The sequence below is a fragment of the Oribacterium sp. HCP3S3_B9 genome (assembly GCF_052064255.1).
GTDB lineage: Bacteria > Bacillota > Clostridia > Lachnospirales > Lachnospiraceae > Oribacterium.
The window spans coordinates 16953-43640 of record NZ_JBQHVY010000018.1; the positions used below are offsets into that span (position 1 = coordinate 16953).

The window sequence follows — 26688 nt, forward strand, 5'->3', positions numbered from 1 at the left end:
GCCCATTTTTATGCAATATGAACAATGCTTCCAGAATCACAACTTTATTTTACAGCAAAAGTCCTCCCTATTGAGAAAAATCGACACAAGATGTAAAAATCGCTGCATAAGATGCGGACCATCTTAAGAATTTCGCAAAGAATTCTTAATGGGGTCTGACCCCATTAAATTTTTCTAAAGACGAATTCAGGGCATATATTACGCAAGATTTATTTATCTTTTATATGTAATGCCCGGTGATACTTTCATCTATCTGTTTGATTTCATCTGGTGTCCCGCAGGCAACGATTCGGCCGCCTTCCTTTCCGCCGCCCGGCCCCATGTCGATGATGTAATCAGCATTTTTAATGACATCAAGGTCATGCTCGATGACAACGACCGTCGCTCCATGATCGATCAACGTCTGAAAAACAAGCAGCAGCGTCTTCACATCCTGCGGATGCAGACCGATCGTCGGTTCATCAAAAACAAACACAGCGTCGCTCTGGCCTTTTCCCATCTCGCTGGCAAGCTTTAAGCGCTGCGCTTCACCGCCGGAAAGTCCCGGTGTTTCCTCTCCAAGGGTCAGATAGCCGAGCCCTAAGCTGTGCAGCACCTGCAGCCGCTGCTGCACGAGTTTCAGTCCGCCGAGGGCGTGCATCACCTGATCCACGCTCATATTCATGAGTTCCGGCAGACTGTATTCCTTCCCGTCCTTTGCCTTTCTGCGGATATCAAAAGCGTCTCTGCTGTACCGGGAGCCCCGGCAGTCCGGGCATGGAATCTTCACATCGGGCAGAAACTGAACATCCAGCGAGATATCCCCTGTGCCATCACAGGTCGGGCAGCGGAGTTTCCCCGTATTATAAGAGAAATCTCCGGCCTTGAAGGCGCGGTCCTTTGCGTCTTTTGTTTTTGCGTACACCTTTCTGAGTTCGTCGTGGACATTGGCGTACGTCGCAACCGTCGAACGGACATTGATACCGATCGGCGTCGCGTCGATCAGTTTGACCTGTGTGATGCCCTCCGCTTCGATGTTTTTCACATGGCCCGGCAGATTCTGTCCGCTGATCTTTGCCTTCAGCGCCGGAATCAGGCTTTCGAGCACCATCGTCGTCTTGCCTGAACCGGAAACGCCCGTCACGACGGTAAGCCGCCCCATTGGTATCCGCACATCCAGAGGGTGCACCGTATGAATCGTCCCTGTTTCCAGATGTATACTGCCTTTCTCAAACATGGAAGCCGTCTGCAAAACCGGACGGATTCGTGCTTCATACTGATCGGAAAGGAACGGCCCGATGACAGACTGCGGATTCTTAGAAATATCTTCGATGGTTCCCTCGGAAATCACCGTCCCGCCGTCTGCGCCGGCTCCTTTTCCCATCTCGATCATCCAGTCAGCGTGCTTCAAAACCTGCGTGTCATGATCGACAATGATGACGGAATTCCCATCTGCACGCAGATCGTCCATGACACCGGTCAGTCCTTTGAGATTGTAAGGGTGCAAACCGATCGACGGCTCATCGAGAACATAGAGTACGCCGGTCGTCCGGTTGCGGACGGCTCTTGCGAGCTGCACCCGCTGACGTTCACCCGTAGAAAGTGTGGCAGCCGCACGGTCAAGGGACAGATAGCCAAGTCCCAAATCCATCAACCGCTTAGAAACGTCCATAAAGGATTCGCAGATATTTTCCGCCATGGGACGCATCTCTTCCGGAAGAGATGCCGGTACCCCCTGCACCCAGGGAATCAGTTCCGAAAGTGTCATTGCTGTCGCCTCATCCAGGCCGATCCCCCGAAGCCGTGGCGCGCGGGCCGCATCCGAGAGCCGTGATCCATGGCAGTCCGGGCAGACGTCTTCTTCCAGATATTTTTCGAGACGCTTCATTCCCTTCTCGTCCTTGACCTTGGCAAGGGAATTCTTCACGGAATTAACTGCGCTGTAATAAGTAAAGTCCATCTCCGTGGGTTCCAGCGTGTTCGGATTGACATAGTGGATGTGATGCTTTTTCAGCTCGCCGTGGTAAACAATTTCCTTTTCCTCCGGCGTGAGGTCACGGAACGGCACGTCGGTCCGCACGCCCATCGTCCGCACGATATCCTTCATCAGCGACCACATGAGCGTTCCCCAGACGACCACTGCACCTTCGTCGATTGTCTTGGTATCATCCGTCACCAGTGCAGCCTCGTTCACGGTCTGAACGACGCCTGTTCCGCCGCAGGTCTTGCAGGCACCGGTACTGTTAAAGGCCAGCTCCTCGGCTCCGGGGCCGTAGAATTTCGCCCCACAGACAGGGCAGGTGATTTCCTGCATAGCCGCAACCGAAAGAGACGGCGGGCAGTAATGCCCGTTGGGGCAGCGATGACTCGCAATCCGGGAAAACATCAGCCGCAGGCTGTTCAGCAGCTCCGAAAGTGTCCCGAACGTACTGCGGATGCCGGGCACTCCCGGTCGTTGGCGCAGCGCAAGCGCCGCCGGTACGTACCGAACCTCCTCCACATCCGCCCGTTCCGCCTGCGTCATCCGCCGGCGCGTATAAGTGGAGAGCGATTCCAGATATCTGCGGGATCCCTCCGCATGCAGCACACCAAGTGCAAGCGAGGATTTTCCCGAGCCGGAGACACCGGCAATCGCTACGATTTCATGCAGCGGAATATCTACATCTATATTTTTCAGGTTATGAACCTTTGCACTGCGTACCTCGATATATCTGGGCAGCATCTTTCTCTGTCTGATTTCACTGGACATAACTCTTACCTCTTCTCCGTACATTTTACCCAGCGGATATGAAAAACCCCTGTAAACCTTGTCCTTTCAAGACTTACAGGGATTCGTGTGTTTATTCGAGTTCGACATGTAACCAGTATAGCATAGAGTTGGATATTCAGGTAACGAAAATTACTCAAGTGGAGGCAGTTCTGAAAGCGCTATTCGAGTATAAGCACCATTTTTCTTATCTTCCGGATGCGGCTCAAGCCCGATAATTGTTATAGACTCTTGATCCGGTCCATATACCCAATAGATCCGCATCGCTCCACTTGTTTTATTTTCTAGATAAGACTGCCAGACACGTTCCCCGTAGCGATTCGTCAATTCCGGAATATCATGTGTCTGTAAGCCTGGATGTCTTGGATTCTCGGCCAGAAGTTTCAACGTCTTTCCTAACTTTTTATAGAGTGAAGCATCCATCTTACTGATTGTCCCCGCTCTATGCTCTTTCTGCAGTCTCGACCATAAAGCCTCCATTTCCGGTAGGCCCATTCTGATATTAAACTTCATCCCACCATACCTCAGAAATCAGAAAGGTCCACGGGATCCGATACCTGACCGAGCTTAAAGTTGCGAATTGCCTGATCCATGCCAGAAAGGGTTCTGGATGAAATCTCTTCTGGAATAGCCAGTTCGCGAGGTTCCAGCATAATGCATCCATTATCATATTCTTTGACATTGTAATACTGATATCTAGCCCCACGGAGAGTTACCCGTTTTTTGCTGTCGATATGTACATCATAATTTTTAACTGCTTCCATAATGATTACCTCCAGATGTAGTGGGATATCCCACCACCAGCATAACATTTTTCATAAGTTTGTCAATCTTGACCGATTGTCATTTTATCCGCAATACCCCGAGTCAAGGATGGTATCCTTTTTATCCGGTTGTCATTTGGTTGTCACCGAACAAAAAAAGAGGCTGAAACCCGCGAAAATCCGTGGGTTTCAGCCTCTGAGAAATTATTCGAGTTCGAGTCTCCATAAAGAAATCTGCGTAATTTGTGTAGCGTCTGTGCTACTTTTCTTCGGTTTTATCACTTCTTTGGATCACGCTAATTTATATCGCACTCAAAGTGTACTCAAAATGTACTCACGGCTTCAAACTGCTTCGCAGCTGGTGTCCCCAATTTGTACCCACTGACTTCTTTGCCTGAATCAGTCGCCCTATCGTCATCTTGCTCGAAGTCAATATTGATCATGCCTGATCTCCCAATGTCCGTGATTTCCGCTTCCAACGTAATGTAATTCATCCATTTTGTTAATTATCCTTCGAAGAGAACGGAGACTGATGGATAACTTTTCCGCCATTTCTTTCCGGGTAATTCTGTTATTTGACTTCACCATTGAGAGAATGCCAGATTCATAGGATTCTCTTATTTTTTCTTCATCGTGAGTACCATCGTAAGTGCCACCGTGAATGACATTGGCACTCAAGCCTGTCCCCCAGCCTTCTCCGCAGCGACGGTGGAATCTTACCGTAAATCCATCATCGTCCCCACGATATTCCACTTTGCAGCCGGCTTTATTCCTTTCAATATGATCTTCTTCCACAGCTCATCCGCGGAACGAACTGTACCGGATTTTTGTCCGTTACAGAATAGCTTCTGTCTGTTTTCATCCGATCCAGATACTCCACTGCTTTTCCCGCGCGCAAAAACACATCCTGCCGGACGGATGATAACTGCGGCATGACATTTCTACATAACTCCATGTCGTCAAATCCCACAACCCAGATATCTTCCGGGACGCGTACCCCCGCGTGAATCAAAAAGTACATGATTTCAACCGCATAATAATCCGATGCGGCAAACACCGAATCATAATCCCGAAATACCGGTAAGATATCCCGATAATGTGCCTGTCTTTCTTTTTTACTCATAGGTACTTCCATAAAATTCACTTTTCTTCCGTACCCGGAGCAAAGTCCCTCATATCTGTCAAAATCCGGTTGCAGCCGATTATCCGCTATAAATAATATCTTCTCTCTCCCGTTTTCTCTGAAAAACGCACCGACCTGCCTTCCTCCGTCATAATCATCCAGCATCAGGTTGCAGATGTTTCTGTCATTCTGGAAAAAACCGTCATATACAACAAATGGTATCCTGATGCGGTCACGAAGCTTCTGATACTCATCTTCACAGAACCCCATGATTACCATTCCATCCATATTCCACATGGATGCAAAGGGGACAATATCCATAATGTCACTTGTCTTCTTCAGCATTAAAAAATAGCCATGGCTTTCCAGTGCGTCCGATAACGCATTGACCGCACTGCTGATGTACGGGTCTTCCAGAACATGTCCTTCATATTTCGGATGATTATTTATGACCACTCCGACAATCCGCGAATTGTTCTGCGAAAGGAGCGTCGCGGCCATATTCGGAATATATCCCCTTTCAACGAGTTTTTCCTGTACCCGTCTGACAGTTGCGTCGGATATCTTTTTTGTTTTGCCGTGGATGACATTGGAAACAGTCGCTGTACTGACGCCCAATTCATCCGCAATATCAATAATCCGGATCTTCTTTTCATCCCACATATTCATCACCAGTTATTGTAGCGTATGCATCCATTTTCTGCTTCTGAACATAAAAACAGATACGATCAGACGGACCAGTTCTTCCTGCGATAAAACAAAATAGACCCAGATAACCGGAATCTTAAAATACAATCCTGTAAGCAGCGCCAGAGGTACGCCGATCAGCCAGGTTCCCATCATGTCAATCATCATGACGTACTTTGTTTTTCCGCCGCTTCGGATGATTCCGCCTCCCAGTATCATATTCTGTACCTTCACAGGCATCAGGATCGCAAATGCTGCCATAATATCTGCGCCAATTCCGCGAACATCTCCTGATACGTTGAACAGCTGAACATACGGATTTCTGATCAAAATCAATAACAGCGTGAAGACCAGTGATCCGGCCACTCCAAGACAGCATAGCTTTTTGGAATCCTCATAAGCAGCATCATATTCCCTGCTGCCCAGCCTTTTGCCGATCAGAATCCCGGCTGCCTGAGACAGGCCGCTTAATGCTCCCATGGTCAGGCCTTGAACAGCGCCCGTCAACGACATTCCTGCCAGTTCATTAGTCCCCATATGCCCATAAACATATGTGTATACGCTTTGTCCCACGGACCAGAAAAACTCATTCAAAACAATCGGCAGAAGCATCAGAAAGTACTGCGAATATCCTGCCTTTCCAAGGCTTAACGAAATACGAATCCGCCCATATAATCTGCAAAAACACAGGATGGAAATCAGTGCTCCTGCTGCCTGGGATATGACACTCGCATATGCGGCGCCTGCTATTCCAAGACGCGGCGCGCCAAAATTTCCAAATATAAAGCAGTAGTTTAAAACTGTATTGAGCAAAGCAGAAAAAATGCCGATATAAAGCGGCCAGGTTGATTTGTCCCGGCATCGCAGGGCTGTCCCCAGAATGTTACAGATCCCCAGCGGAATGAATGTCCATGAGATAATCCCGAGATATGTGCTGCCCTCTGCGATTACCTGCTCTTCTTCCGTAAACATTCCCACGAACGGATTCTGGAAAAGACTGAAAACAGATAGAAAGGTAAGCCCGGTTAATATCATCACCAGAAAATTGATACAGATGCTCTTTTCCTCTGCTTCTCTGTTATGGTTGCCAATGTACTGCGAGATCATGATTCCTGTGATCGTACTGATTGCTCCAATGACGAACGCATAAATAAAACCGGGCTTTCCGGCAATTTCAACTGCAGCAACACCTTTATCTCCAAGCTGACCGACCATGATCTGATCGACCATGGAAAAGGAAGACTGCAGCATGGATTGTAATGCCACGGGTATGGAGATGCGCAGCACATCTTGTAAGAATTTTTTATCTGACATGGGATGCTCCTTTACGCTTTTGTTCTATAGTATTAAAAAATGCCCATGTCACAATAGATTAATCGCGTAACCCATGTCAGTATAAGACGTAAAAAAGAGCACTGTCTGACTTACGTTCTGTAAATCAGATAATGCTCCTCCAGGTTTTCTTTGCTAACCCTGATATACTCCATCTAAGCTTCCCCTCTTCTCAATGCACGTATTCCCGCCAACAGGCAGATCAGCCCGATCGCGAAAGCCCCTCCTTCTACCATAGCCAGAGACGATACCGCTTTGTACTGGTACAAAGCCGCCGGCACATCGGCTATGGCGTGAAGCACGATCGCAACCGGATAAAGCCAGAAGGACTTGCGGCTTCGTGCCGCCGTAAAAACAAGCATGGACAGTCCGACATGAATCATCATGGCAGAAATCCTCTCAAACATCGCGATCCCCGCTCCTGCCATCGTAATACTCTGCGCATTTGCTGCAATCAGTGCCGTTGTTGCTGCATCGCCCACGTTCACCCCGGCAATGGCAAGAAGCATGGTCAGATAGGATACGCCCAGTATCAGGATCACTTCGATTCCACCGTGCCCGATACCGTATGCGACCGCACAGGAATAATCATTCTTTCTGCGCAGAAGGACCTTGAATCCGAATAGTCTCCCGGTTTCTTCGAAGATCCCTGCCGCAAAAGCTGTATACAGTGTATATAGAACCGGTGAGGCCAGAATTTTTGCAGAGATTGCATTGTTTTGACCTAAACATACCTGATGCAGCAGATTTTCCAGCACCATAGCAAATAGGACAAAACAGATCGCACCTGCAGCAAATGACCAGATCGATTCTCCCGTATGCTTCTTCCACCAGATCAAAAGTGCTGCCGGAAATGCAATGGCGAAAATAAAAGTAACAATAAGCACAACGTTATTTCCTATAATCATGATGCCCCCTTTGTTCTTCCACACGGATTATGCGTCATATTCTGCTGTAAACTGGTCGATAAATGCTTTTAGCTTTTCCATTGCCTCAGATTCCCTTGCCGGCTCACGGTCACAAAGATGAATCAGTGCCGTAATCGGCGAAGTATAGGAAAAGGCCAGTATAGCCGGATCGCATCTTTTGATGATTCCCTTCTCCATCATCCCGGAAAAGATTTTTGTAAACATCGATTCTGTTCCGTAGAGAAAATAGTAGTTTGCCAGATCACGGACCCTTTCATCGTGAAACTGCTCCGCCAGCAGGAGTTTTCTGCTTTGAATGATTCTTTCGTCGTGAACGGTAAAATTCACCATTTTCATCGTAAGCTGCTTCAACTCCTCCATGCTATCCGGTACGGGCGGCATTCTACTGGTCGAACCCATATTTTCTTCATAGTAGGAAGCCATCATTTCCATAACTGCATCAAAAGCTTCTTCTTTACTGGCAAAATGCCGGTAAAAAGCAGACTTTACAATTCCTACCGCATCGGAAATGTCCTTGACATTCGTTGCCGCATAACCGTTTTTTGCAAAAAGCTCAAGTGACGCTTCTAGAATTCTGTTCCTCGTATCCTTTGCCATGTCCGCTCCTTCTACCAGTATAATGTGACCCAAAGTTCACTCCCATTATAGTGAACTTTGGGTCACACAGCAAGTTGTAAATTCACATCCGCAAAGTGAATTATTTATCACATTTATTGTTGACAAGTAATTTTAGTGTGATATATTTATAACATCAGGTGACAAATATATCACACAGGAGGCATTATGAATAAAAAAGTCAGTATTACAGAATTGATGACAGAAACTGCAGTTCTTACCATTGGTTTAACATTCTACTATTGGTGCTGGGTAAGAACGGATTGGAAAGAATCCTACACGTATATTCAAAATGCTGTCGCAGGAGGGATCATCTGTTTTATTTTCCTGATATCATACAGAATCCGGAAATTTCACAAAGAACCCATCGATGAGCTTGCAAGAGCAAATTTAAAAAGATGTGACTCCATCTGTCTGAAAATATTTGCAGTAGTAATGGTTTTGACTGCATTTATTGACGGCACATTGGGGCATGTAGCTAATACTGCATCTTTCATGGGCTGGGTTATTATGATTTCGCTGATCATCATTTCCATACTGCGAATTATCATTTTCAAGGTAATGGATCAGAAGGGAGTATGAGGTGGCACTTGTTACAAAAATAAAAGAATTCCGTGAAAAAGCAGGATTAACGCAGGCGGATCTTGCGGAGAAAGTTGGTGCCCGGAGGGAGACAATTGTTCATCTGGAAAACGGTAAATATAATCCCTCATTAAAGCTGGCAATGGATATCGCAAGAGTATTTGACGTTACTGTCGAGGAATTATTCACCTTCACAGACGGAGGTAAATAGGTGGTTCCGTTTTCAGGCAAAAAGCAAAGTATAGTTTATTTGATTCTATCCCCTCCCCCGATATTTCGGCATTATATTTCTTTTCTGCCGATTAGAAATTTTATTTATGCATACTAATAAATAGACTTGCCTCTTTTCCAGATAATTTCTTATCTGCATGGTTCATGTTGCGTCTAGGGGCTTCTGTTGTCATTGCCGCAAGTTGCTTCAGTACACTTGTTTTCTGCTCCTTCATCCGCTGCTTTTGCAGCTCATGAATATCCTTATCCAGCAGGGTAGTTCCATTCCATTCTTCCTGTACCCTGCGGGCCTGTTCCAGTGCCCTCTTTGCCAGCCGGTATTCCTGCTCCGCTTCCTTTATGCTTCCGTACCCGTTGGCATCCACAATCAGGAATAACTGATTCCTACATAACCTGATCTGGCGCTCCAGTCCGTCAACCCGCTCCTGCAGTTCCTTCCGCTCTTTGTGATGAAAGATGGATTTCGGTGTATGATCCAGCGCCAGCCGGACCGTTTCTCTTTGTTTCTGCAGTGCATAGAGCTTGCGGTTGGTCTTATTGAGCTGCCGGTGAACCGATTCGATCCGCATGAACCGAAACTCCGCTTCACGGGAATCCGGGCGCTCAGCCTTCTGCTTCCCCGGCAATACAGATTCCGGCCTGTCAGAGCTTTCCCTTATACCGCCAGCGTCTGTTTCTTCCTTTACGGGCTGCATCAGAAGATCCAGAAATTCCTTAAGTATTGTGATGGCTCTCCTTAAAATCTCCGCCAGAAGCCCCGGCTGCACACCATGCGTCTTTACAGATTCCGATACCCTCTGGACGACTTCCTCCTGCTTGAACTCCGTCACTTCCTCCTGGCTGCCGCCAGCAATCAGAATCTGATCTACAGTCTGATTCCATTCCTGACGGAGCTGATTGTCGCTGCGGATTTCTTCCTCTTTCGGATTATTTTTCCCGATCTTCTTTGTGGCAAGATAGGGGCCGGATGCATCAAAGATCTGCAGTTTGTCTTCCTCCCGGTCCACGACCTTGTTGATCAGATCCGTGTACATCACCTTTACATCATCGAGAAAGTTCCGGTTCTTGAACACGTCCTTTCTTCCGGAGAACCACTTGATGTCATAGATCTCGCCTTTCGCCAGGATCCGGCATCCCGGTCTGACATTGCCGTCCACATCTAAAATTTCCTTTTTCGTCCGAACATGACGTCCTGCTTCATCGAAAAACATGTTCCGGCCTGCCCGCTTCACGTCTGTCTTCTCAAGCATTTCCCGGTCCGCAAAGACTAAGTGGATGTGATAGTTGGTCATTGCCTTATTGTGGTGAAGCGCTGCTGTACACTGCACGCCGTATTTCTGCCGGAACGTCTCTGCAAACAACTGGAGCAGAAGCTCCGGATCTTTTTCTCGCAGGCTTTCCGGAAGGGCGATGATCAGCTCCCGCCCTTCAATACACTTGCCCGTCTTTTGATTGCTCTTCCAGAAATCGTGCTGCGCCTGTTCCGACAGATACTGCCAGAACTCCGACTTTACTGTGGTGTAGACGGCATACAGATGTTCCTGTCTTTTCGGATTGCTGATATAGTCCACACGTCCCTTCACGTCGGTCAGCTTTGTCATCCTGATGAAGGAATGTCTTGGCATGGATTTCTCTCCTCTCGCTATTGCGAGCCCCCGGAGGGCCTCCGGAGGACGAAACCCTTTGTATAAACCGCAGGTTTGTGCAAAGGGAGTATTTCGCTCTCAGTCGCCGAGGGCTCTTCTGATTTGTTTCCTGTGTGAGTTTTGAAATGTTTCTGATCTGAGCTTGCATGATTTTTTCTTTCGGCTGTTGCCGGATTATCGCCTTATCCGGCGTGAATTTTGATTTCTGATTGCCGTTTCCGGCATTGCTTTTTTCTTTGCATCTGTTCGTCTGCTTCTTCAATCAGATTTGTAAACGTAAACTGTAAACGAAGCAAAAAACATTTATTTTATCTCGTTTACGTTTACTCGTTTACAATTTCATCGTCTCTCAGAAAGGAATGTCTGCATTATCCGGCACCTGCATGAATCCTTCTTCCTCTGTCAGTCTGATCCATGCTCTCTGTGTCCCATAATTCGCAAATCTGTGGGATTTTGTTTTCGTGCTCCAGCCCGGCATACCTGCATTCATCGTATTGGAAATTGGCTGCAGAACGCTGCGGTTTCTCGGATCATAGGTCTGGCCAAATGCCTCTTCATAGATCTGAATGGCACACACTTCGTTTCCGCTGAATGTGTCAAGAAAATGTTGAATCACACCGAATGTGGAATCGTCCGGCATATATTCCATCTGCATAGCCCTGACGGTTTCCTCCATCTCCTTCGGAAATGTCAGCTTGAAATCTCCGCTTCGATAAATGGTCATTGCCTCTGCCCAGCAGTCGATAATATACTGACGGCATTCCTGTTCATTTTCGAGCGGATGATGTTCCGCACGACTCGCATCAATCTGCACTGGGGCAAATCGCCGGTTTCCTGTCTTGTCGTACGGTAGGAAATTCACGTTGTTGGATGTCCCTAGAAAGACACACTGCCGTGGCCGGTCTTCCGGATGAACCTCGTACGGAATCTTATATGTTTCTTTTGTCCTGCTCAGAAATGATTTGATGAGTTCAATGCTCTTGGCGCTGGTGGTCGCCAGCATTTCCGCCATCTCGATGAACCAGTGACCCTGCCTTTTCCGATAGACATTGTCATCATCCAGTCTCCGAAGATCATCGGTGAACCATTCGTCACGAATTGCCAGGAATCTAAGAAGCGTTGACTTTCCAGCTCCCTGCCCGCCGACGAGACACAACATGATTTCAAATTTACAGCCGGGACGAAATGCTCTGCTGATTGCTCCGAGCATCATCAGCTTTGTCATTTCATAGACGTAATCACTTTCCTCTGCACCAAGGTATTTCGGAAGCAGATGACGGATCCGTTCCACGCCATCCCATTCCAATGTGTTCAGATAGTCCCGGATCGGATGAAAGGAATTCTCACTGCTGACAATGTCCAGTGCTGCACGGATCTGCTTTTCCCTCGTCAGTCCGTAATGGTTTTCCAGATAAAGTCGGATCTGATTGACATCTGTATCTGTGATTGCTTCTCCCCGGCGTTTCCAGCCGACATTCTTTACGATCTCTATCTTGTCGGTCAGCTCGTTCCGGCGGATACTGCCAGCAAGAATCGGATCCTTCTGAAGCACAGTCACACAGTTCTGAATAGATTGCCTTGGCAGTCCCTTTTCGGTCTGTTCCAGTTCCTTTGTGACATCTTCCACAGATAGTCTCCCCGCATTCCGCAGTTCCTGATCAAGCAGGTCTTCCATCTGCAGATTCTCTGTTCCATTTTTGTTCTCGTCTTTCAAGATTTCTGATGACCTCCTTCATTTCAAGAAAGAATCCTCTCTGTTCCGCATCTGATCCGTAATAGAGAACGTCCAGAAAATAGTTATATGCGTCGAGATTGCTGAGGGATTCCATGAACAGCGGATTCCACTCCTCCGATTCGGATTTCGGGGCAAACCGTTCTTTCCAACCCTGCATACTGTTCACATACATCGTCAAGACACTGATCGCCCAGGACCGCCACCTTTCGAATTTCTCATTGACTCTGCAATCAGTCTGTCTTTGCTTTGCCGCCGGGGATCGTATTGGCCGAAATGTTTTTTCTGATATGTGAATTTCAAAATCTCCTGCCAGTTTTCTGGCTGCCTCAATATTTGTCAGATGAAACAGCTTTGCCGCGTAGTCAATCACATCGCCATCTGCTCCGCATCCGAAACAGTGAAACCGTTCATCCACCTTCAAACTTGGATTACGATCCGGATGAAACGGGCAGCACGCCATCCCGTTTCTTCCAACCTTCAGCCCGTAAAATTCTGCCGCCTCTCTTGTGGTTATTTTGTTTTTTATTGTCTGAAAAATATTGTCGCTGCTTCTTTGGTTCGCTATACTATGAATGTCATTTTTTGATTGGAACCGCCCCTCAGCTGTGCCACCAGCTGATTTCGGGGCAGTTCTTTTTACTTTTTCAGGATTTCCCATGCGAATTATCCTTGTCCGGTGTTTTGGTACTGATGCGGATCATTTCTTCCACAAGAGCACTGCACCTTTCAACTGCGTCACGTATTTCTTCCAGATCCGATACCTTCTCCAGTGCTGTCCGGAGTTTTTTCAGTTCCACAGCCAGACGGTCACTCTGATACTTGCCTGCGCGGATCACAACCGTCTCTCCATAGAGCATCCTGATGAAGTAATCACCCTTGGCCTGTCCGCTGACTGCGACTTTTGCATCAATCAGGCGAAGTTCCTCTTCCGAAACCCGAAAATTCAGAATCCGGTTTCTTTTTCTGTCCTTGTTTTCACAGCTCTTTTTATTCCTCCTCCCTGCCGAATCGGTCAAGCCTTTCCGCGATTTTCGCCTGCTTGTTGGGATACAGATGGGAATACGTATTCAGTGTCGTTTCGATCTTTTCATGTCCGAGCCGGTCCGCAATCTCCTTTGGTGAGAAACCAAGTTCAATCAGAAGACTTGCGTGGCTGTGCCGCAAATCATGAATCCGGATCTTCTTGACTCCGCTGACCTTGATCCCGCGCTGCAGCTCCTTCTCCAGAAAGGTCTTGGTAACAGGAATCAGTGGTTCATCCGGATCCGGATCATAACGGTCTTCCAGATAATCGCGGATATCCTCTACCAGGAATTCAGGGATTGTGATGTCACGGATGCTCTTCGGTGTCTTAGGCGGTGTAATAATGTCTTTTCCTCTTAGCCGTTGATAGGATTTGGTAACAGAGATCACTCTGGTCTGCAGATTTACATCATTGATTTCCAGCGCCAGCAGTTCCCCGATCCGCATCCCGGTCCAGAACAGAATCTGAAATGCCAGCCAGGATTCCCGCTTATCGATAACGCAGTCGGCAAATGCATTGAATTCCTCTTTGGTCCAGAAGCTCATCTCATCAGCTTTGCTTTTTCCCATACTGCCCGCGGTCCTGCACGGATTGTTCTTCAGTCCATAATAGCGGACCGCGTAATTAAAAATTGCGCTGAGCTGGTTATTGATGGTCTTCCGATACGTCTTGGAATATCCCTTGTTGATGAGTTCCGTCTGCCATTTGCGAATATCAGCCGGAGTTATCTCATTCATTTTCTTTTCTCCGAAATACGGAAGCACCTTGTCATCCATAATGTAGTGCTTATTGATCATGGTGTGCTCCCTGAGCCGCGCTTCCATATCCTTGAAGTACAGATCCGCGAAGTCCTTAAACCTCATGTCGAAATCGCTCTGTTGCTTCAGCAGGAAATTCCGAAGCCATTCCTCGGCTTCCCTTCTCGTGTTAAATCCCCTCTTCATGCTCTTTCTGAGCTTTCCCGTCCAGTCACGATAGCGATATTGAATCAGCCATTTTCCTGTCTTCTTGTCTTTTTCAGGTTTCATCAGGTGGTCACCTCCTCGATTCCATAGCATCGTTTTTCCAGATACTTGCGGGGCACTCTTCCGGATACTGTCAGGAATCCTTTGGTCTGCAGTTCTTCATTCAGCTCGTGAATAATCTTGTAGGCGTGCCCTTTGGAAATTCCCATTATCTCTGCGAGCTGTTCCGCTGTCACAAAATTCATTTCCGATCTCATGTGTTTCCTCCTCCTGTTGTTTTGTAGCTTACTAGCTACATTCATTATATTGTAGCGTTCTCGCTACGTCAATGTCTTAACGGAAATTTTGTAGCCAAGTCGCTATGTTTGTGATATGTTTTATGTAGTGACAGATATCTCCCGAGCCTATATGGACCAGGCATATGTACGGAATACGAAGAGAAGAGGGGAATTACATACGATGACAATCGGCGAAAAAATAAAATATTTCCGCAAACAGCGGGGTATTACACAGGGAGAACTTGCAGAATTGACAGGAATCCATCCTGTTTCCATCCGAAAATACGAGACAAATAAAATGCAGCCGCTCCCTCCTCAGGTCGAGAAGATTGCAGCTGCATTGAACGTAAACTTCAGTGCGATCTATGGAATGGATCAGAGCGCTTTCCGTCTGGAAACACGCGGAGATCTGATGGGATTATTGATGACTGCTTATAAAGCCGGACTGATTCAGGTTGATGGTCCGAAAGACAGATATGGTGCCTTCAAAGAAGAGCAATGCTGCATCCGCCTGTCCCCGGTACTCTCGCAGTATTTTGCTGTGGCTGGCCAGGAAGATGAGAATAGGAATATGCTGCCAGCACTAAAAGTGACAGATTCATCTGTCCTGTCTGATTTTATTCGTTGGGAAGGTTTATACCGTGAAGGATATCTGAAGGATCAGGAGCTGCTGACAAAAGGAAATTCTTCTGAAGATGAGAAATATGTCGCTGATGATTTTCGTGAGATGCTGGAGCAGATCGAGCTAGACCTGCAGGCGTCTCAGAAGAAACTGGATAAGACCTGTGATCACGGCGATGATGCCGACTCTGAAACGGAATAATTTTGAAAAGTGTACTCAAAATGTACTCACGAGACATAGAAAAAGTCCGGAAGCCCAGTGTTTATGCTGGTTTCCGGACTTTCAACATTTATTCCAGCTCGATGGTTCCAGGCGGTTTGCTCGTAAGATCGTAGAATACGCGGTTTACGCCCTTTACTTCGTTGATGATGCGGTTCATGCACTTCTTGAGTACTTCGAACGGGATGTTCGTCACTTCTGCGGTCATGAAATCGTCGGTTTCGACGGCACGCAGTACGACGGCATAGTCGTAGGTACGGAAGTCACCCATGACGCCGACGGAGCGGACGTTCGTGAGCGCTGCGAAGTACTGGTTGATCTGACGATCGAGACCGGCCTTCGCGATCTCCTCACGGTAGATGGCGTCGGCGTCCTGTACGATGCGCACCTTCTCCGGGGTGACCTCTCCGATGATACGTACGCCGAGACCTGGGCCTGGGAACGGCTGACGGTATACGAGATACTCCGGCAGTCCGAGCTCGAGGCCGACACGACGAACCTCGTCCTTGAAGAGGAGGCGTAACGGCTCGATGATCTCCTTGAACTCGACATCCTTTGGCAGGCCACCGACATTGTGATGTGACTTGATGACAGCACCCTTACCGAGGCCGGACTCTACGACGTCCGGATAGATCGTTCCCTGGCAGAGGAAATCGACGGCACCTATCTTCTTCGCCTCACGCTCGAAGACACGGATAAACTGCTCACCGATGATCTTCCGCTTCTGCTCCGGCTCGGTCACGCCGGCGAGCTTCTCGAAATACTCCGGTCCGGCATTCACACGGATGAAATTGAGGTCATACTGGCCGTTCGGTCCGAAGATGGACTCGACCTCGTCGCCCTCGTTCTTACGAAGCAGACCGTGATCAACGAATACACAGGTCAGCTGCTTACCGATGGCCTTTGCCATCAGGGTCGCGGCTACAGAGGAATCGACACCGCCGCTCAGTGCGAGCAGTACCTTACCATCCTTTACGGTCTCGCGGATCTCCTGGATCTTATCCTGTACGAAGGTCTCCATCTTCCAGTCGCCTGCGCACTTGCAGACATCATACAGGAAGTTATGGAAGAGCTTGTGTCCCTCGACGGAGTGCTGTACCTCCGGGTGGAACTGTACGGCGTAGATCTGACGTGCCGGATCTTCCATGCCGGCCACCGGACAGTCTGCGGTATGGGCGATGATATGGAAGCCCTCCGGTACCTCGGCGATGTAATCCGTGTGGGACATCCACATCGTGGTCTCATCGGAGATGCCCTGCAGTACGGAATCCTGACGATCGACGAGCACCTTCGTGTGTCCATACTCGGAAACCGGTGCGGTCTTAACGACGCCGCCGAGCTCATACGCGATCAGCTGTGCACCGTAGCAGATGCCGAGGATCGGGATTCCCATCGAGAAGATGGCCGGGTCGATATGCTGGGACTCTTCCTTATACACGGACTGCGGTCCGCCGGTAAAGATGATTCCCTTCGGGTTCAGAGCCTTCAACTGATCGAGGCCCATGGAAGACGGATGCACCTCGGCATAGACACCGAGATCACGAATTCGTCTTGCGATTAGCTGGTTGTACTGTCCACCGAAGTCCAGTACGACGACGAGTTCTTTTGCCATAACGCTCCTTTGCTAGCATACATTCTTCTATTTAAAACATCAAAACGGAAGATTTTTTGTCATTAAATTATTATATGCGACGCTACTTTCATGCGCAAGATACGAATTATATTTTATACAATATGCAGCATCTCGATGAGGAGAAGCCATGCGAGACCATAATAAGTCACAACCGCCACGAGGTCGTTTACCGTCGTGATGAGCGGACCGGACGCCACCGCCGGGTCCACCTTCACCTTATGGAAGAACATCGGGACCAGGGTGCCGACCAGGCTTGAGATCACGATCGCCACCAGCAGGGAAATGCCTACGCATCCGGAGATCAGCATTGCCCTTCCAAAGGTATAGCCCTTAAACAGCGCGATGTACACGCCGAGGAAGAGCACGGCCAGCACACCGAGCAGGGTGCCGTTGCAGAAGCCGACCTTCATCTCCTTCGCAATCAGATGCCACTTATCCTTCGCATCGAGGTTCTCGTCCATGAGCACACGGATCGTCACCGCGAGCGACTGGGTGCCGACGTTACCGGCCATGTCGAGGATCAGCGACTGGAAGCAGATGACGATCGGGAGGATCGCCACGACGCCCTCGAAGGCACCGACCACCGACGACACCACCATGCCGAGGAAGAGCAGGATGACGAGCCATGGCAGACGCTTCTTCACACTCTCCTGCGTGGTCTCGTTCAGGTCCTCCTCGGAGGAGAGACCTGCCAGCTTTGCGTAGTCCTCACTGATCTCGTCGTCGACGGCCTCGGTGACATCCTGCGCCGTGATGATACCGACGATCCGGTGATCCTGGTTCAGCACCGGGAGGGAATCCTCCGCGTAGTCCTTGATCTTCTCGATGCTCTCCGAGATCTTCTCGTGGTCCTTCAGGTACGGATAGGAATCACTGATGATCGACTCGAGCGGCACGTTGTCACGGGCAATGATGAGGTCCTTCAGGCTGATGGCGCCGCAGAAACGCTTGCGGTCATCCACCACATAGATGGTGGAGATATTGTCATTATCACCGGCCTGCTGGATGAGCTCGTGCATCGCCTGGCGGATCGTGAGATTCCGGCGGATGCGGATATAATTCGTCGTGATGAGACTTCCGATCTCATCGTCGTCGTAGGAATTGATGAGGCGGATTTCGGTCTTCGTCTCGTCGTCGATCATCGGACGAAGCTTGACGCGCACGCTCTCGTCGATATCCTCCCAGAGATCGATCGCATCATCCGCGTCCATCTCGTTGATGATCTCCGCGAGCTTCACGATCCCGATCTCCCCGATGTACTCGGACGGATTATCCAGATAGGAGATAACCTCTGCGAGCCACTCCGCGTCAAGCGCCGTATAAAGCAGATTCCGCTCCGCGCGGTTCAGGAGCTCGAAGCTCTGCGCGATATCGTTCTCATGGTAGCCGCGGAGCTCCTCGCGCATCTCATCCAGGGAGTGCGATGAGCGTACGATGTTTACGATCTCCTCGGTAAATACAGGTTCCTTTAAAACTTCCTTCATCATGATGAAGCCTCCTTTCTCCCCCGAAAAAAGGGCACAAAAAATCCACCGTCACGAAAGCTGTGCACAATCAAAAGTTGTGAATTCAGTCTCAACGATGGATGAAGGCTTCTATCCTATATAAGGGCGCATCAATCAATGGATGTTTACAGCTGCTCCGCCTCCGACATACAAAAGGCATACCAGGCTGTTCATCATCAATCAGCGACCGATTCGGTACGAATCACTCAAGACGCCTGCAAAAGAGGCCTAAGTGCTCTGCGTTCACATAGTATACAAGCCCGAATCCATCATCGTGTGTACTTCGACTTCCACTATCACAACTGTCCATATACTTATCCTCCTTTGTTCAGTTTTTTACATAGTAACTATAACATCAAAAAACCGCCGGGGCAAGCCGCCCCGGCGGTGGTAAAACGAAGGTTTACAGCATAGCGTACTTCAGTACGAAGAGGATCGCCAGTACATACATCAGCGGTGTAACCGACTTGCCCTTTCCGGACAGTACGTGAAGCAGTACATAAGAGATGATACCCAGGGAGATACCCTCGGAGATGGAGTACAGGAACGGCATCGCGAAGATCGCGATGTATGCCGGGATCGCCTCGAGAAGGTCATCCCACTCTACCTTTACGACCTGCTGGATCATCAGGAATCCGACGATGACCAGTGCCGGAGCGGTCGCGAAGCTCGGGATCGCCAGGAAGATCGGGGAGAAGAACAGTGCAAGCAGGAAGAAGAGACCAGAAACGACCGCGGTGAGACCGGAACGGCCACCCTCTGCGATACCGGAGCTGGACTCAACGAAGGTCGTGATGGTGGAAGTACCGAGGCAGGCACCTACCATGGTACCGATGGAGTCTGCGAGCAGTGCGCCCTTGATCTCCGGAAGCTTGCCATCCTCATCGAGCATGTCTGCCTTGGAAGCACAGCCGATCAGGGTGCCGAGTGTATCGAAGATATCGACGAACAGGAATGCGAACAGTACCGAGAAGAAGTCAAGCGGATGCTCTGCGATGATGGAGAAATCAAACTTGAACAGGGTCGGTGCAATCGATGCCGGCATGGAAACGACACCGGACGGGATCAGGCTGTAGAAGCCGGCATCCGGATTCGGTACGTAGATGCCTGCCAGCTGGCAGAGAATACCGAGGATCCAGGTCACGAAGATACCGATCAGGATGTTACCCTTTACACCCTTGATCACGAGGTAGCCGGTGATGATGATACCGATCAGTGCCAGCAGTACGGTGATACCCTCTGAGTTAAAGGTACCAGCCTTTACAGACTGTGAAAAGCTGAAGATGGTCACAAGTGTGGCAGAATCCACTGCGATGTGGGCGTTCTGAAGACCGATGAAGCAGATGAACAGACCGATACCGACGGAAACACCATACTTCAGTGTCTGCGGAATCGCGTTGAAGATCGCCTCACGAACGTTCGTCAGTGACAGAAGGATGAAGACGAGACCCTCTGCAAATACAGCGGTCAGCGCAACCTCCCAGGAGTAGCCCATGCCCAGAACGACGGTGTACGCGAAGTACGCATTGAGTCCCATACCTGCTGACAGTACAAACGGAAGGTTTGCGAGAAATGCCATGCAGAACGACGCGATCGCCGAAGCCAATGCTGTCGCCGTGAAGATCGCACCGGAGTCCATGCCAGTGGCTCCGAGGATGCTCGGGTTAACGGCCAGAATATAGGCCATGGTCATGAATGTCGTGATACCGGCAATCATCTCGGTACGTACATCCGTACCTTTTTCTTTCAGCTTGAAAAACTTTTCCATACGAAATAGCCTCCTTGTTTTAAACGGCACAGAGCTGATTCTGCGCCATCCACAGGTTACATTTGACCAGTGCTGGTAGTTTGGCAATTAAAACAGCACTCGTCACCCCCTTAAAAAAGAACAGAATCTAGTTTAACACAGTACGACAGAAAAATGTCAGAAATCTGAAAGCGTTTTCGAATTTTCGCTGCTTTTCGTCGATATAACTCAATTTTATGTGTAGCATCACAGAAATATATGAACTATTCATAATCACATTCAGGCCAACGGAGATCCAGCAGCTCTGCACGATGCGCTGAAGCCACACGCTGAACTGTTAAATATCTGTGAAATCAACCAGCGGTTTATTTACAAAGCGGATACAATTCGATAGAATGTGTTTGAAAGCAAGGAAGTCACTACGGTTTTCCTTTGCTCAACGCACTTTGATAAGTGAATATGGGCTAGTACCGGTTTCGACGGGGATGATGCAGCTTTAGAAGCTATCCGAAAGACAGTCGCGTTAAACTTCAAACCTAAATATAAACGCTAACAATAACGAATTAGCATACGCAGCCTAAGTGCTGTGTGGTCAGCCTCGATGCACTCACACATCGAGAATCTGGCCTCATCTATGTGAGAAACGACGTTAAGAGTTTCTCCTCTTAACGGGTGTATCCAGAGAATACCGGCCACCAAAGGACGTGCACATCCTTTGATGGTGGGGAATCTTTAAAGTGTACTACGATAGTAGAAGGAGAGGGAATTCATTTTCGGACACGGGTTCGACTCCCGTCTGGTCCACTTAATAGTGCATATCCGAACTCATCAGAAGGTCAGGATATGCATTTTTATGTTTACATAAAAAGACTCGAGGACACGATTTTTTACGATGCGTGTTTTCGAGTCTTTTTTTGCTTCCTGAATAAAGCATTCATCCACTCCTCTGTCCGTTATCGAAAGATTTTCTAAGGAGCACTGAACTTTATCACGGCACCATGCTATAGCTTCGATGCAAAGTTAATCTGTCTTCTTCTGCTGTCTGCTATAGAATTTTTGCGGGAACTATACTTCATAGCTATAGTTCCATACCGCGTAGCAAGTTACTTTATCCGAGCACAGCTTATAAAATTCTGATAGAAAGCACCATGATTGCTCGAAGCAAGGAGTACTGTACGCTATGGCTATGAAAAAGACTGCACCTCGTGCAAAGCATAAGAAAAATACTGTATATACGGAGGATCCAATCTATAACAACCGGGATTATCACTTCGACTGGGGCATCTTCGGCCAGACGCTGAAACGGCTTCGCCTCGAAGCGGATCTGACGCAGGATGATCTTTCGGCGATCACCGGTATTCCGAGCGCGATGATCTCGCAGTTTGAAACCGCCTATAAAAGCAGGTTTCAGAACACGCCGAAGCACCCGAATCAGGACCAGCTGGTCTGTCTCCTTCGGGCGCTGAATGTCGATGCCAACACACTCTTCGCAGCGAACCTGGCCATGCCGGTCATGTCTGAGCGCGACCGGGCCGTCGAAGTGCTCGTAGAGGGCTTTCGTACCCTGTTGAAACGCTCCGAGCTCTATGCCCATTATGACGAAGCACCTGGAAAAGACATGATAGAGAAAATCGAGAACAGTAGGCTTTACTTCGAGCCCTGGGCGGAGACCTCCGTCGCGGAGAAAAAGCCGGAGAACTGAATTCTCCGGTTTTTTATTTTTTCAGGTACTGTCGGATGTAGTGACCCGTGTAGGATTCCTTCACCTTCGAAACCTCTTCCGGTGTACCCTCTGCGATCACTGTACCGCCACGGTCACCGCCTTCCGGACCGATATCGATGATATAGTCCGCACACTTGATGACATCGAGGTTATGCTCGATGACGATGACGGTGTTCCCGTTTTCCGCGAGACGGTCGAGCATGACGACGAGCTTATGCACATCCGCGAAGTGCAGTCCGGTGGTCGGCTCATCCAGCACATAGATGGTCTTTCCAGTCGGACGACGGCTGAGCTCAGTCGCGAGCTTGATTCGCTGCGCCTCACCACCGGAAAGCTCGGTGCTCGGCTGCCCCAGCTTCACATAGCCGAGGCCGACATCATAGAGTGTCTGAATCTTACGGGTGATGCTCGGCACATTCTTAAAGAAATCCAGCGCCTCCTCGACGGTCATCTCGAGGATATCATAGATGTTCTTCCCCTTATACTTCACCTCCAGGGTTTCACGGTTGAAACGCTTTCCGTTACATACCTCACACGGCACATATACATCCGGCAGGAAGTTCATCTCGATCTTCACGATACCATCCCCCTGGCAGGCCTCGCAGCGTCCACCGCGTACGTTAAAGGAGAAGCGGCCCTTACTGTAGCCACGTGCCTTCGCATCCGGTGTACCCGCAAAGAGGTCCCGGATCATATCGAAGACGCCGGTATAGGTCGCCGGATTCGAGCGCGGTGTACGTCCGATCGGCGACTGATCGATCGCGATGATCTTATCTAGCTGCTCCACGCCCTCGATCGACTTATAGCGGCCCGGAATCGTCCGCGCACGATTCAGCTTCTTCGCCAGGGTCTTATAGAGGATCTCATTCACGAGCGAGGACTTACCGGAACCGGATACACCGGTTACACAGGTGAAGACACCGAGCGGGAAGCGAACATCGATGTTTTTCAGATTATGCTCGCTGGCACCCTTCACAGTGATCCAGCCGTTCGGCTTCCGACGCGTCTTCGGCACCTCGATCTTCAGCTTACCGCTGAGGTACATTCCGGTGATACTGCGCGGATTCTGCATGATCTCCTCCGCCGTACCGGTCGCGACGACCTCACCACCCTCCGAACCGGCGCCCGGTCCGATGTCGACGATGTAATCGGCGGCACGCATGGTATCCTCATCATGTTCGACGACGATCACGGTATTCCCGAGGTCACGAAGGTGCTTCAGCGTCGCAATCAGACGATCGTTATCCCGCTGATGCAGGCCGATACTCGGCTCATCGAGGATGTAGGCGACCCCGACGAGACCGGAGCCGATCTGTGTCGCGAGGCGGATACGCTGCGCCTCACCACCGGAAAGGGTACCGGCGGCACGGCTCAGGGTCAGGTAATCGAGGCCGACATCCAGCATGAACTTAATGCGGCTCCGGATCTCCTTCACGACCTCATCCGCGATCTGATGCTGCATCGGCGTCAGCCGGATCTCTTCGATCCAGTGATAGAAGTGCTCGATGGAGAGCTCCGTCGCCTGGTAGATATTGAGATCAGCGATCGTTACGGCGAGACTCGAGGCCTTCAGACGTGCGCCATGGCAGAGTGCACATGGGGTGATCCGCATGTACTGCTCATAGTCCGCACGCATACGCTCGGAAAAGCACTCACGGTAACGGCGGTTTACATTGGCCAGCAGGCCCTCGAAGGCCACCTGATGCACATTACCCTTTCCAAACTGGGACGCATAGTGCACCGTCACCTTCTCGCCCTTCGTGCCGTCCAGGATGATCGAGCGGATCTCCGGCGGGTAGTCCTGAAATGGCGTGTCGAGGCTGAAATGATAGGCCTCACTGAGTGCCACCAGCATCGCATGCGTGAAGCTGCCCTCATCCTTCGAGTTCATCCAGCCTGGAACGGTGATCGCTCCTTCGTTCAGACTCAGGCTCTCGTCCGGAATCATCAGTGCCAGATCAAACTCCATCTTATAGCCGATCCCGCTGCACTCCGGGCAGGCACCGAAGGGGTTGTTAAAGGAGAAACTGCGCGGCTCGATCTCGTCGATGGAAACGCCACAGTCCGGGCAGGCGAAGCTCGTCGAGAAGTTCACCGGCTCACCGCCGATCACGTCGACGGTCATCTGACCGCCGGTCAGGCCCATGACCTGTTCGATGGACTCCGTGAGACGTGCCTCGATTCCCTCGCGGATCACGAGACGATCGACCACGATCTCGATGGTATGGCGGATGTTCTTATCGAGGCTGATATCCTCCGAAAGCTCATACATGTTTCCGTCCACACGTACACGCACATAGCCGGAGCGGCGGGCCGAGTCGAGCACCTTCTCATGCATGCCCTTCTTGCCGCGGACAATCGGTGCCAGCAGCTGAATCCGGGTGCCCTCCGGCATCAGAAGCAGTTGATCCACGATCTCATCCACCGTCTGGCGCTTGATCTCGCGTCCGCACTTCGGACAGTGCGGCGTGCCGACGCGTGCGTACAGAAGACGCATATAATCATAAATCTCCGTGACGGTACCGACCGTCGAACGCGGATTCCGGTTCGTCGACTTCTGATCGATCGAAATCGCCGGGCTGAGACCCTCGATGAGGTCCACCGCCGGCTTCTCCATCTGGCCCAGAAACTGACGCGCATAGGATGACAGGGACTGCATATACCGACGCTGTCCCTCTGCATAGATCGTATCAAAGGCGAGGGAGGACTTTCCGGAGCCGGAGAGGCCGGTCATCACGACCAGCTCATCGCGCGGGATATCCACATCCACATGCTTCAGATTGTGCTCACTGGCACCTCGAATTTTTATATAGTTCTTACCCATAAGAAATATCCTCAAAAATAATCCGGCAAACAAACGTTTGTCGGATTATTTTACCACGCTTTAAAATAATATTCAAGAGTTCCGAAGAAACAGCTGGATCCGCTCGGTGATGAGTCCGGCCACGAGGCCGATCAGCGCACCGGCGATCACCCCGGCCACCATCAGTACCGGCAGATAGTAAAACAGCACCTGACTGTGCAGCAACGCCACAGCCGCCAGCAGCTGTCCGACGTTATGCATCACACCGCCACTGACGCTCACGACGGTACGGTGAAAGCCACCTGCCTTCCGCATCAGAAGCATTGTCCCAAAACTCAGTGCAAAGCCGGCGATCGAGTACGCGAGTGTCATCGTGTTTCCGAACATGAAGCTGACGAGGAGGATGCGGAGGAAGCTGATCACAAGCGTCGGCAGCGCACCGATCGAGTAGAGGCCGATCACCGTCACGATGTTCGGAAGGCCCAGCTTCACGCCCGGCACGCCGATGTTGATCGGGATCATGGCCTCAACGTAGCTCAGCACCATCGCAAGCGCCAGCAGCATCCCATATAAACTTGTTTTTCGTGCATTCATAAATCACCCTTTTCGCATGTTTTCGGGGCGAATCCCCACGCTCATGCCGCCGATTATAACGGAGATCTCGCCAAAAGAAAAGACGGCACCCAAATGGATACCGTCATTGCTTCTTTTAGTTCAAAATACTATTCTTGTAACGATATATGCTTACAATTAAGGTACTTGGAAAAAAATTAAAGCTTTACTACGTTGACTGCCTGAGGTCCCTTAGCGCCGTCCTGAACGTCGAACTCTACCTTCTGGCCCTCATCGAGAGACTTGAAACCGTCTCCAGCGAGTCCTGAATAGTGAACGAAAACGTCCTTGCCATTCTCATCAGAGATGAAGCCGTAGCCCTTCTGATTGTTGAACCACTTAACTGTACCCTTCATTGTGTCTACCTCCATAAAATCTGCAGCCTTATCGCTGCACGAATTTCATCTTAGCATAATCAAAATTCTGCGTCAATCGAATGTTCACGCGTCTCGATCTGCGTTTTCGGACATAGCCTTCGGGTCAGAAACACAGCGTCCACAGGCCGTCGCCAATGTCTCCATCAGCGTGCCTGCCCAGGCAGGGATCAGTTCGCGGAAGCAAATGCCTTCAGCTCGTTCTCCTGATCGATGCGCATGTGGCACTTCTTATACTTCTTGCCGGATCCGCATGGGCAGAGGTCGTTCGGGTAGATTTTCTTGCCTTCACGACGGATGGTGTTGGATGCCTTCTGCTTGCGGTAGAGCTCGTGACGCTTCTCCTCGGAAAGGATCGCATCCCACTCAGGAAGACCGTAGAGCCAACTTGCCTTCGCCTCGACCATGTTGTAGTACAGGGTCTCCGGATCGATCTCGATCTTCACCTGTGTATCCTCATCCATGGTGTCGATCGGGTTGTGATAGCCCTTTAAGGAATCATCGATACCATCGAGCACACCTGTGAAGTGGAAAACGTCGATGCCGAAGTGATCCGCGAGCTCCTTGACCGTGCCCTCATATACGTGGCTCGGATCCTTCAGAACTTCCTCATAGAAGCCCTTCTCCAGAGCGAAATACTCTTGCCAGAGTGTCTCCTGCTCGGCCTTGGAAAGACCATCGCCGTATGCCTTCGTTCTCCAGTTTTCAAGTAATGTTGCCATAAATTCTCCTCACCCATCACGGGTTCTTTCTATATAAATTCATCTGTGGCCGTCTTCCCGCAGGATACACA

At 49.8% G+C, this 26688-nt stretch carries 25 protein-coding genes and 1 other RNA gene; 5 read left to right on the forward strand and 21 right to left on the reverse strand.

Annotation, left to right across the window (positions count from 1 at the left end; genetic code table 11):
- Positions 1 to 220 precede the first annotated feature (220 nt).
- The 8 genes from ACTNC3_RS08995 to ACTNC3_RS09030 form a co-directional block, all read right to left on the reverse strand.
- Positions 221 to 2728 (reverse strand): excinuclease ABC subunit UvrA, encoded by a 2508-nt coding sequence (locus tag ACTNC3_RS08995; RefSeq protein WP_441227206.1) that lies wholly within the window; start codon positions 2726 to 2728, stop codon positions 221 to 223.
- A 150-nt stretch (positions 2729 to 2878) separates the two neighbouring features.
- Entirely contained in the window at positions 2879 to 3259 is a 381-nt protein-coding gene (locus tag ACTNC3_RS09000; RefSeq protein ID WP_410042217.1) for a hypothetical protein, read from the reverse strand.
- A gap of 11 nt (positions 3260 to 3270) precedes the next feature.
- Positions 3271 to 3510, reverse strand: coding sequence for a hypothetical protein (locus ACTNC3_RS09005; protein ID WP_410042216.1), 240 nt, complete (start codon positions 3508 to 3510; stop codon positions 3271 to 3273).
- 429 nt (positions 3511 to 3939) lie between these two features.
- Entirely contained in the window at positions 3940 to 4305 is a 366-nt protein-coding gene (locus tag ACTNC3_RS09010; protein WP_317313357.1) for a winged helix-turn-helix domain-containing protein, read from the reverse strand.
- On the reverse strand, positions 4286 to 5296 hold the full coding sequence (locus tag ACTNC3_RS09015) for a LacI family DNA-binding transcriptional regulator (RefSeq protein WP_441227207.1): 1011 nt from the start codon (positions 5294 to 5296) through the stop codon (positions 4286 to 4288). Before ACTNC3_RS09015 ends, ACTNC3_RS09010 begins: the two co-directional genes overlap by 20 nt.
- A 12-nt stretch (positions 5297 to 5308) precedes the next feature.
- Positions 5309 to 6634, reverse strand: coding sequence for an MATE family efflux transporter (locus ACTNC3_RS09020; RefSeq protein ID WP_441227208.1), 1326 nt, complete (start codon positions 6632 to 6634; stop codon positions 5309 to 5311).
- Between the two features lie 173 nt (positions 6635 to 6807).
- A complete protein-coding gene (locus ACTNC3_RS09025; RefSeq protein WP_441227209.1) occupies positions 6808 to 7560 on the reverse strand; it encodes a YhfC family intramembrane metalloprotease in 753 nt (250 codons plus the stop codon).
- Positions 7561 to 7587: 27 nt separating this feature from the next.
- Positions 7588 to 8178 (reverse strand): TetR/AcrR family transcriptional regulator, encoded by a 591-nt coding sequence (locus ACTNC3_RS09030; protein WP_441227210.1) that lies wholly within the window; start codon positions 8176 to 8178, stop codon positions 7588 to 7590.
- 186 nt (positions 8179 to 8364) lie between these two features.
- Here ACTNC3_RS09030 and ACTNC3_RS09035 point away from each other — a divergent pair, with 186 nt between their 5' ends.
- A complete protein-coding gene (locus ACTNC3_RS09035) occupies positions 8365 to 8778 on the forward strand; it encodes a hypothetical protein (protein WP_441227211.1) in 414 nt (137 codons plus the stop codon).
- Between the two features lies 1 nt (position 8779).
- On the forward strand, positions 8780 to 8989 hold the full coding sequence (locus tag ACTNC3_RS09040; RefSeq protein ID WP_274939910.1) for a helix-turn-helix transcriptional regulator: 210 nt from the start codon (positions 8780 to 8782) through the stop codon (positions 8987 to 8989).
- A 100-nt stretch (positions 8990 to 9089) separates the two neighbouring features.
- Here the strand turns inward: ACTNC3_RS09040 and ACTNC3_RS09045 are convergent, their stop codons facing one another.
- The 6 genes from ACTNC3_RS09045 to ACTNC3_RS09070 form a co-directional block, all read right to left on the reverse strand.
- Positions 9090 to 10634, reverse strand: a complete 1545-nt coding sequence (locus tag ACTNC3_RS09045) for a MobA/MobL family protein (RefSeq protein WP_441227212.1) — start codon at positions 10632 to 10634, stop codon at positions 9090 to 9092.
- A 370-nt stretch (positions 10635 to 11004) separates the two neighbouring features.
- A complete protein-coding gene (locus ACTNC3_RS09050) occupies positions 11005 to 12330 on the reverse strand; it encodes a VapE domain-containing protein (RefSeq protein WP_441227235.1) in 1326 nt (441 codons plus the stop codon).
- The gene (locus tag ACTNC3_RS09055; protein WP_441227213.1) at positions 12314 to 13048 is read right to left on the reverse strand and encodes a CHC2 zinc finger domain-containing protein; all 735 of its coding nucleotides are present in this window, start codon (positions 13046 to 13048) and stop codon (positions 12314 to 12316) included. Before ACTNC3_RS09055 ends, ACTNC3_RS09050 begins: the two co-directional genes overlap by 17 nt.
- Positions 13035 to 13406, reverse strand: a complete 372-nt coding sequence (locus ACTNC3_RS09060) for a plasmid mobilization protein (RefSeq protein WP_441227214.1) — start codon at positions 13404 to 13406, stop codon at positions 13035 to 13037. Before ACTNC3_RS09060 ends, ACTNC3_RS09055 begins: the two co-directional genes overlap by 14 nt.
- The gene (locus ACTNC3_RS09065) at positions 13378 to 14442 is read right to left on the reverse strand and encodes a tyrosine-type recombinase/integrase (RefSeq protein ID WP_441227215.1); all 1065 of its coding nucleotides are present in this window, start codon (positions 14440 to 14442) and stop codon (positions 13378 to 13380) included. Before ACTNC3_RS09065 ends, ACTNC3_RS09060 begins: the two co-directional genes overlap by 29 nt.
- Entirely contained in the window at positions 14442 to 14636 is a 195-nt protein-coding gene (locus tag ACTNC3_RS09070; RefSeq protein WP_441227216.1) for a helix-turn-helix domain-containing protein, read from the reverse strand. The genes ACTNC3_RS09065 and ACTNC3_RS09070 overlap by 1 nt, the downstream gene beginning before the upstream one ends.
- 202 nt (positions 14637 to 14838) lie before the next feature.
- On the opposite strand from ACTNC3_RS09070, the gene ACTNC3_RS09075 reads away from it, so the two are divergent.
- Positions 14839 to 15480 carry a helix-turn-helix domain-containing protein gene (locus tag ACTNC3_RS09075; RefSeq protein ID WP_441227217.1) on the forward strand — a complete coding sequence of 214 codons (642 nt, stop codon included), beginning with the start codon at positions 14839 to 14841 and terminating at the stop codon, positions 15478 to 15480.
- Between the two features lie 88 nt (positions 15481 to 15568).
- Here ACTNC3_RS09075 and guaA read toward each other — a convergent pair whose 3' ends face one another.
- The 3 genes from guaA to ACTNC3_RS09090 all read right to left on the reverse strand — a co-directional run bounded on the left by guaA (position 15569) and on the right by ACTNC3_RS09090 (position 20404).
- The gene (gene guaA, locus ACTNC3_RS09080) at positions 15569 to 17110 is read right to left on the reverse strand and encodes a glutamine-hydrolyzing GMP synthase (RefSeq protein WP_441227218.1); all 1542 of its coding nucleotides are present in this window, start codon (positions 17108 to 17110) and stop codon (positions 15569 to 15571) included.
- 113 nt (positions 17111 to 17223) lie between these two features.
- Positions 17224 to 18618, reverse strand: a complete 1395-nt coding sequence (gene mgtE / locus ACTNC3_RS09085; protein WP_441227219.1) for a magnesium transporter — start codon at positions 18616 to 18618, stop codon at positions 17224 to 17226.
- A gap of 421 nt (positions 18619 to 19039) precedes the next feature.
- The gene (locus ACTNC3_RS09090) at positions 19040 to 20404 is read right to left on the reverse strand and encodes an NCS2 family permease (protein WP_441227220.1); all 1365 of its coding nucleotides are present in this window, start codon (positions 20402 to 20404) and stop codon (positions 19040 to 19042) included.
- Between the two features lie 440 nt (positions 20405 to 20844).
- On the opposite strand from ACTNC3_RS09090, the gene ssrA reads away from it, so the two are divergent.
- Both ssrA and ACTNC3_RS09100 read left to right on the forward strand, forming a co-directional pair.
- Positions 20845 to 21190: a transfer-messenger RNA gene (gene ssrA, locus ACTNC3_RS09095) on the forward strand.
- A 373-nt stretch (positions 21191 to 21563) separates the two neighbouring features.
- Positions 21564 to 22085, forward strand: coding sequence for a helix-turn-helix domain-containing protein (locus ACTNC3_RS09100; RefSeq protein ID WP_441227221.1), 522 nt, complete (start codon positions 21564 to 21566; stop codon positions 22083 to 22085).
- Between the two features lie 13 nt (positions 22086 to 22098).
- Here the strand turns inward: ACTNC3_RS09100 and uvrA are convergent, their stop codons facing one another.
- The 4 genes from uvrA to ACTNC3_RS09120 form a co-directional block, all read right to left on the reverse strand.
- Positions 22099 to 24930 carry an excinuclease ABC subunit UvrA gene (gene uvrA / locus ACTNC3_RS09105; protein ID WP_441227222.1) on the reverse strand — a complete coding sequence of 944 codons (2832 nt, stop codon included), beginning with the start codon at positions 24928 to 24930 and terminating at the stop codon, positions 22099 to 22101.
- A gap of 72 nt (positions 24931 to 25002) precedes the next feature.
- On the reverse strand, positions 25003 to 25503 hold the full coding sequence (locus tag ACTNC3_RS09110; protein ID WP_441227223.1) for a Gx transporter family protein: 501 nt from the start codon (positions 25501 to 25503) through the stop codon (positions 25003 to 25005).
- 176 nt (positions 25504 to 25679) lie between these two features.
- Positions 25680 to 25877, reverse strand: a complete 198-nt coding sequence (locus ACTNC3_RS09115; RefSeq protein ID WP_410042208.1) for a cold-shock protein — start codon at positions 25875 to 25877, stop codon at positions 25680 to 25682.
- 188 nt (positions 25878 to 26065) lie between these two features.
- Positions 26066 to 26617 carry an SEC-C metal-binding domain-containing protein gene (locus tag ACTNC3_RS09120; RefSeq protein ID WP_441227224.1) on the reverse strand — a complete coding sequence of 184 codons (552 nt, stop codon included), beginning with the start codon at positions 26615 to 26617 and terminating at the stop codon, positions 26066 to 26068.
- Positions 26618 to 26688 lie beyond the last annotated feature (71 nt).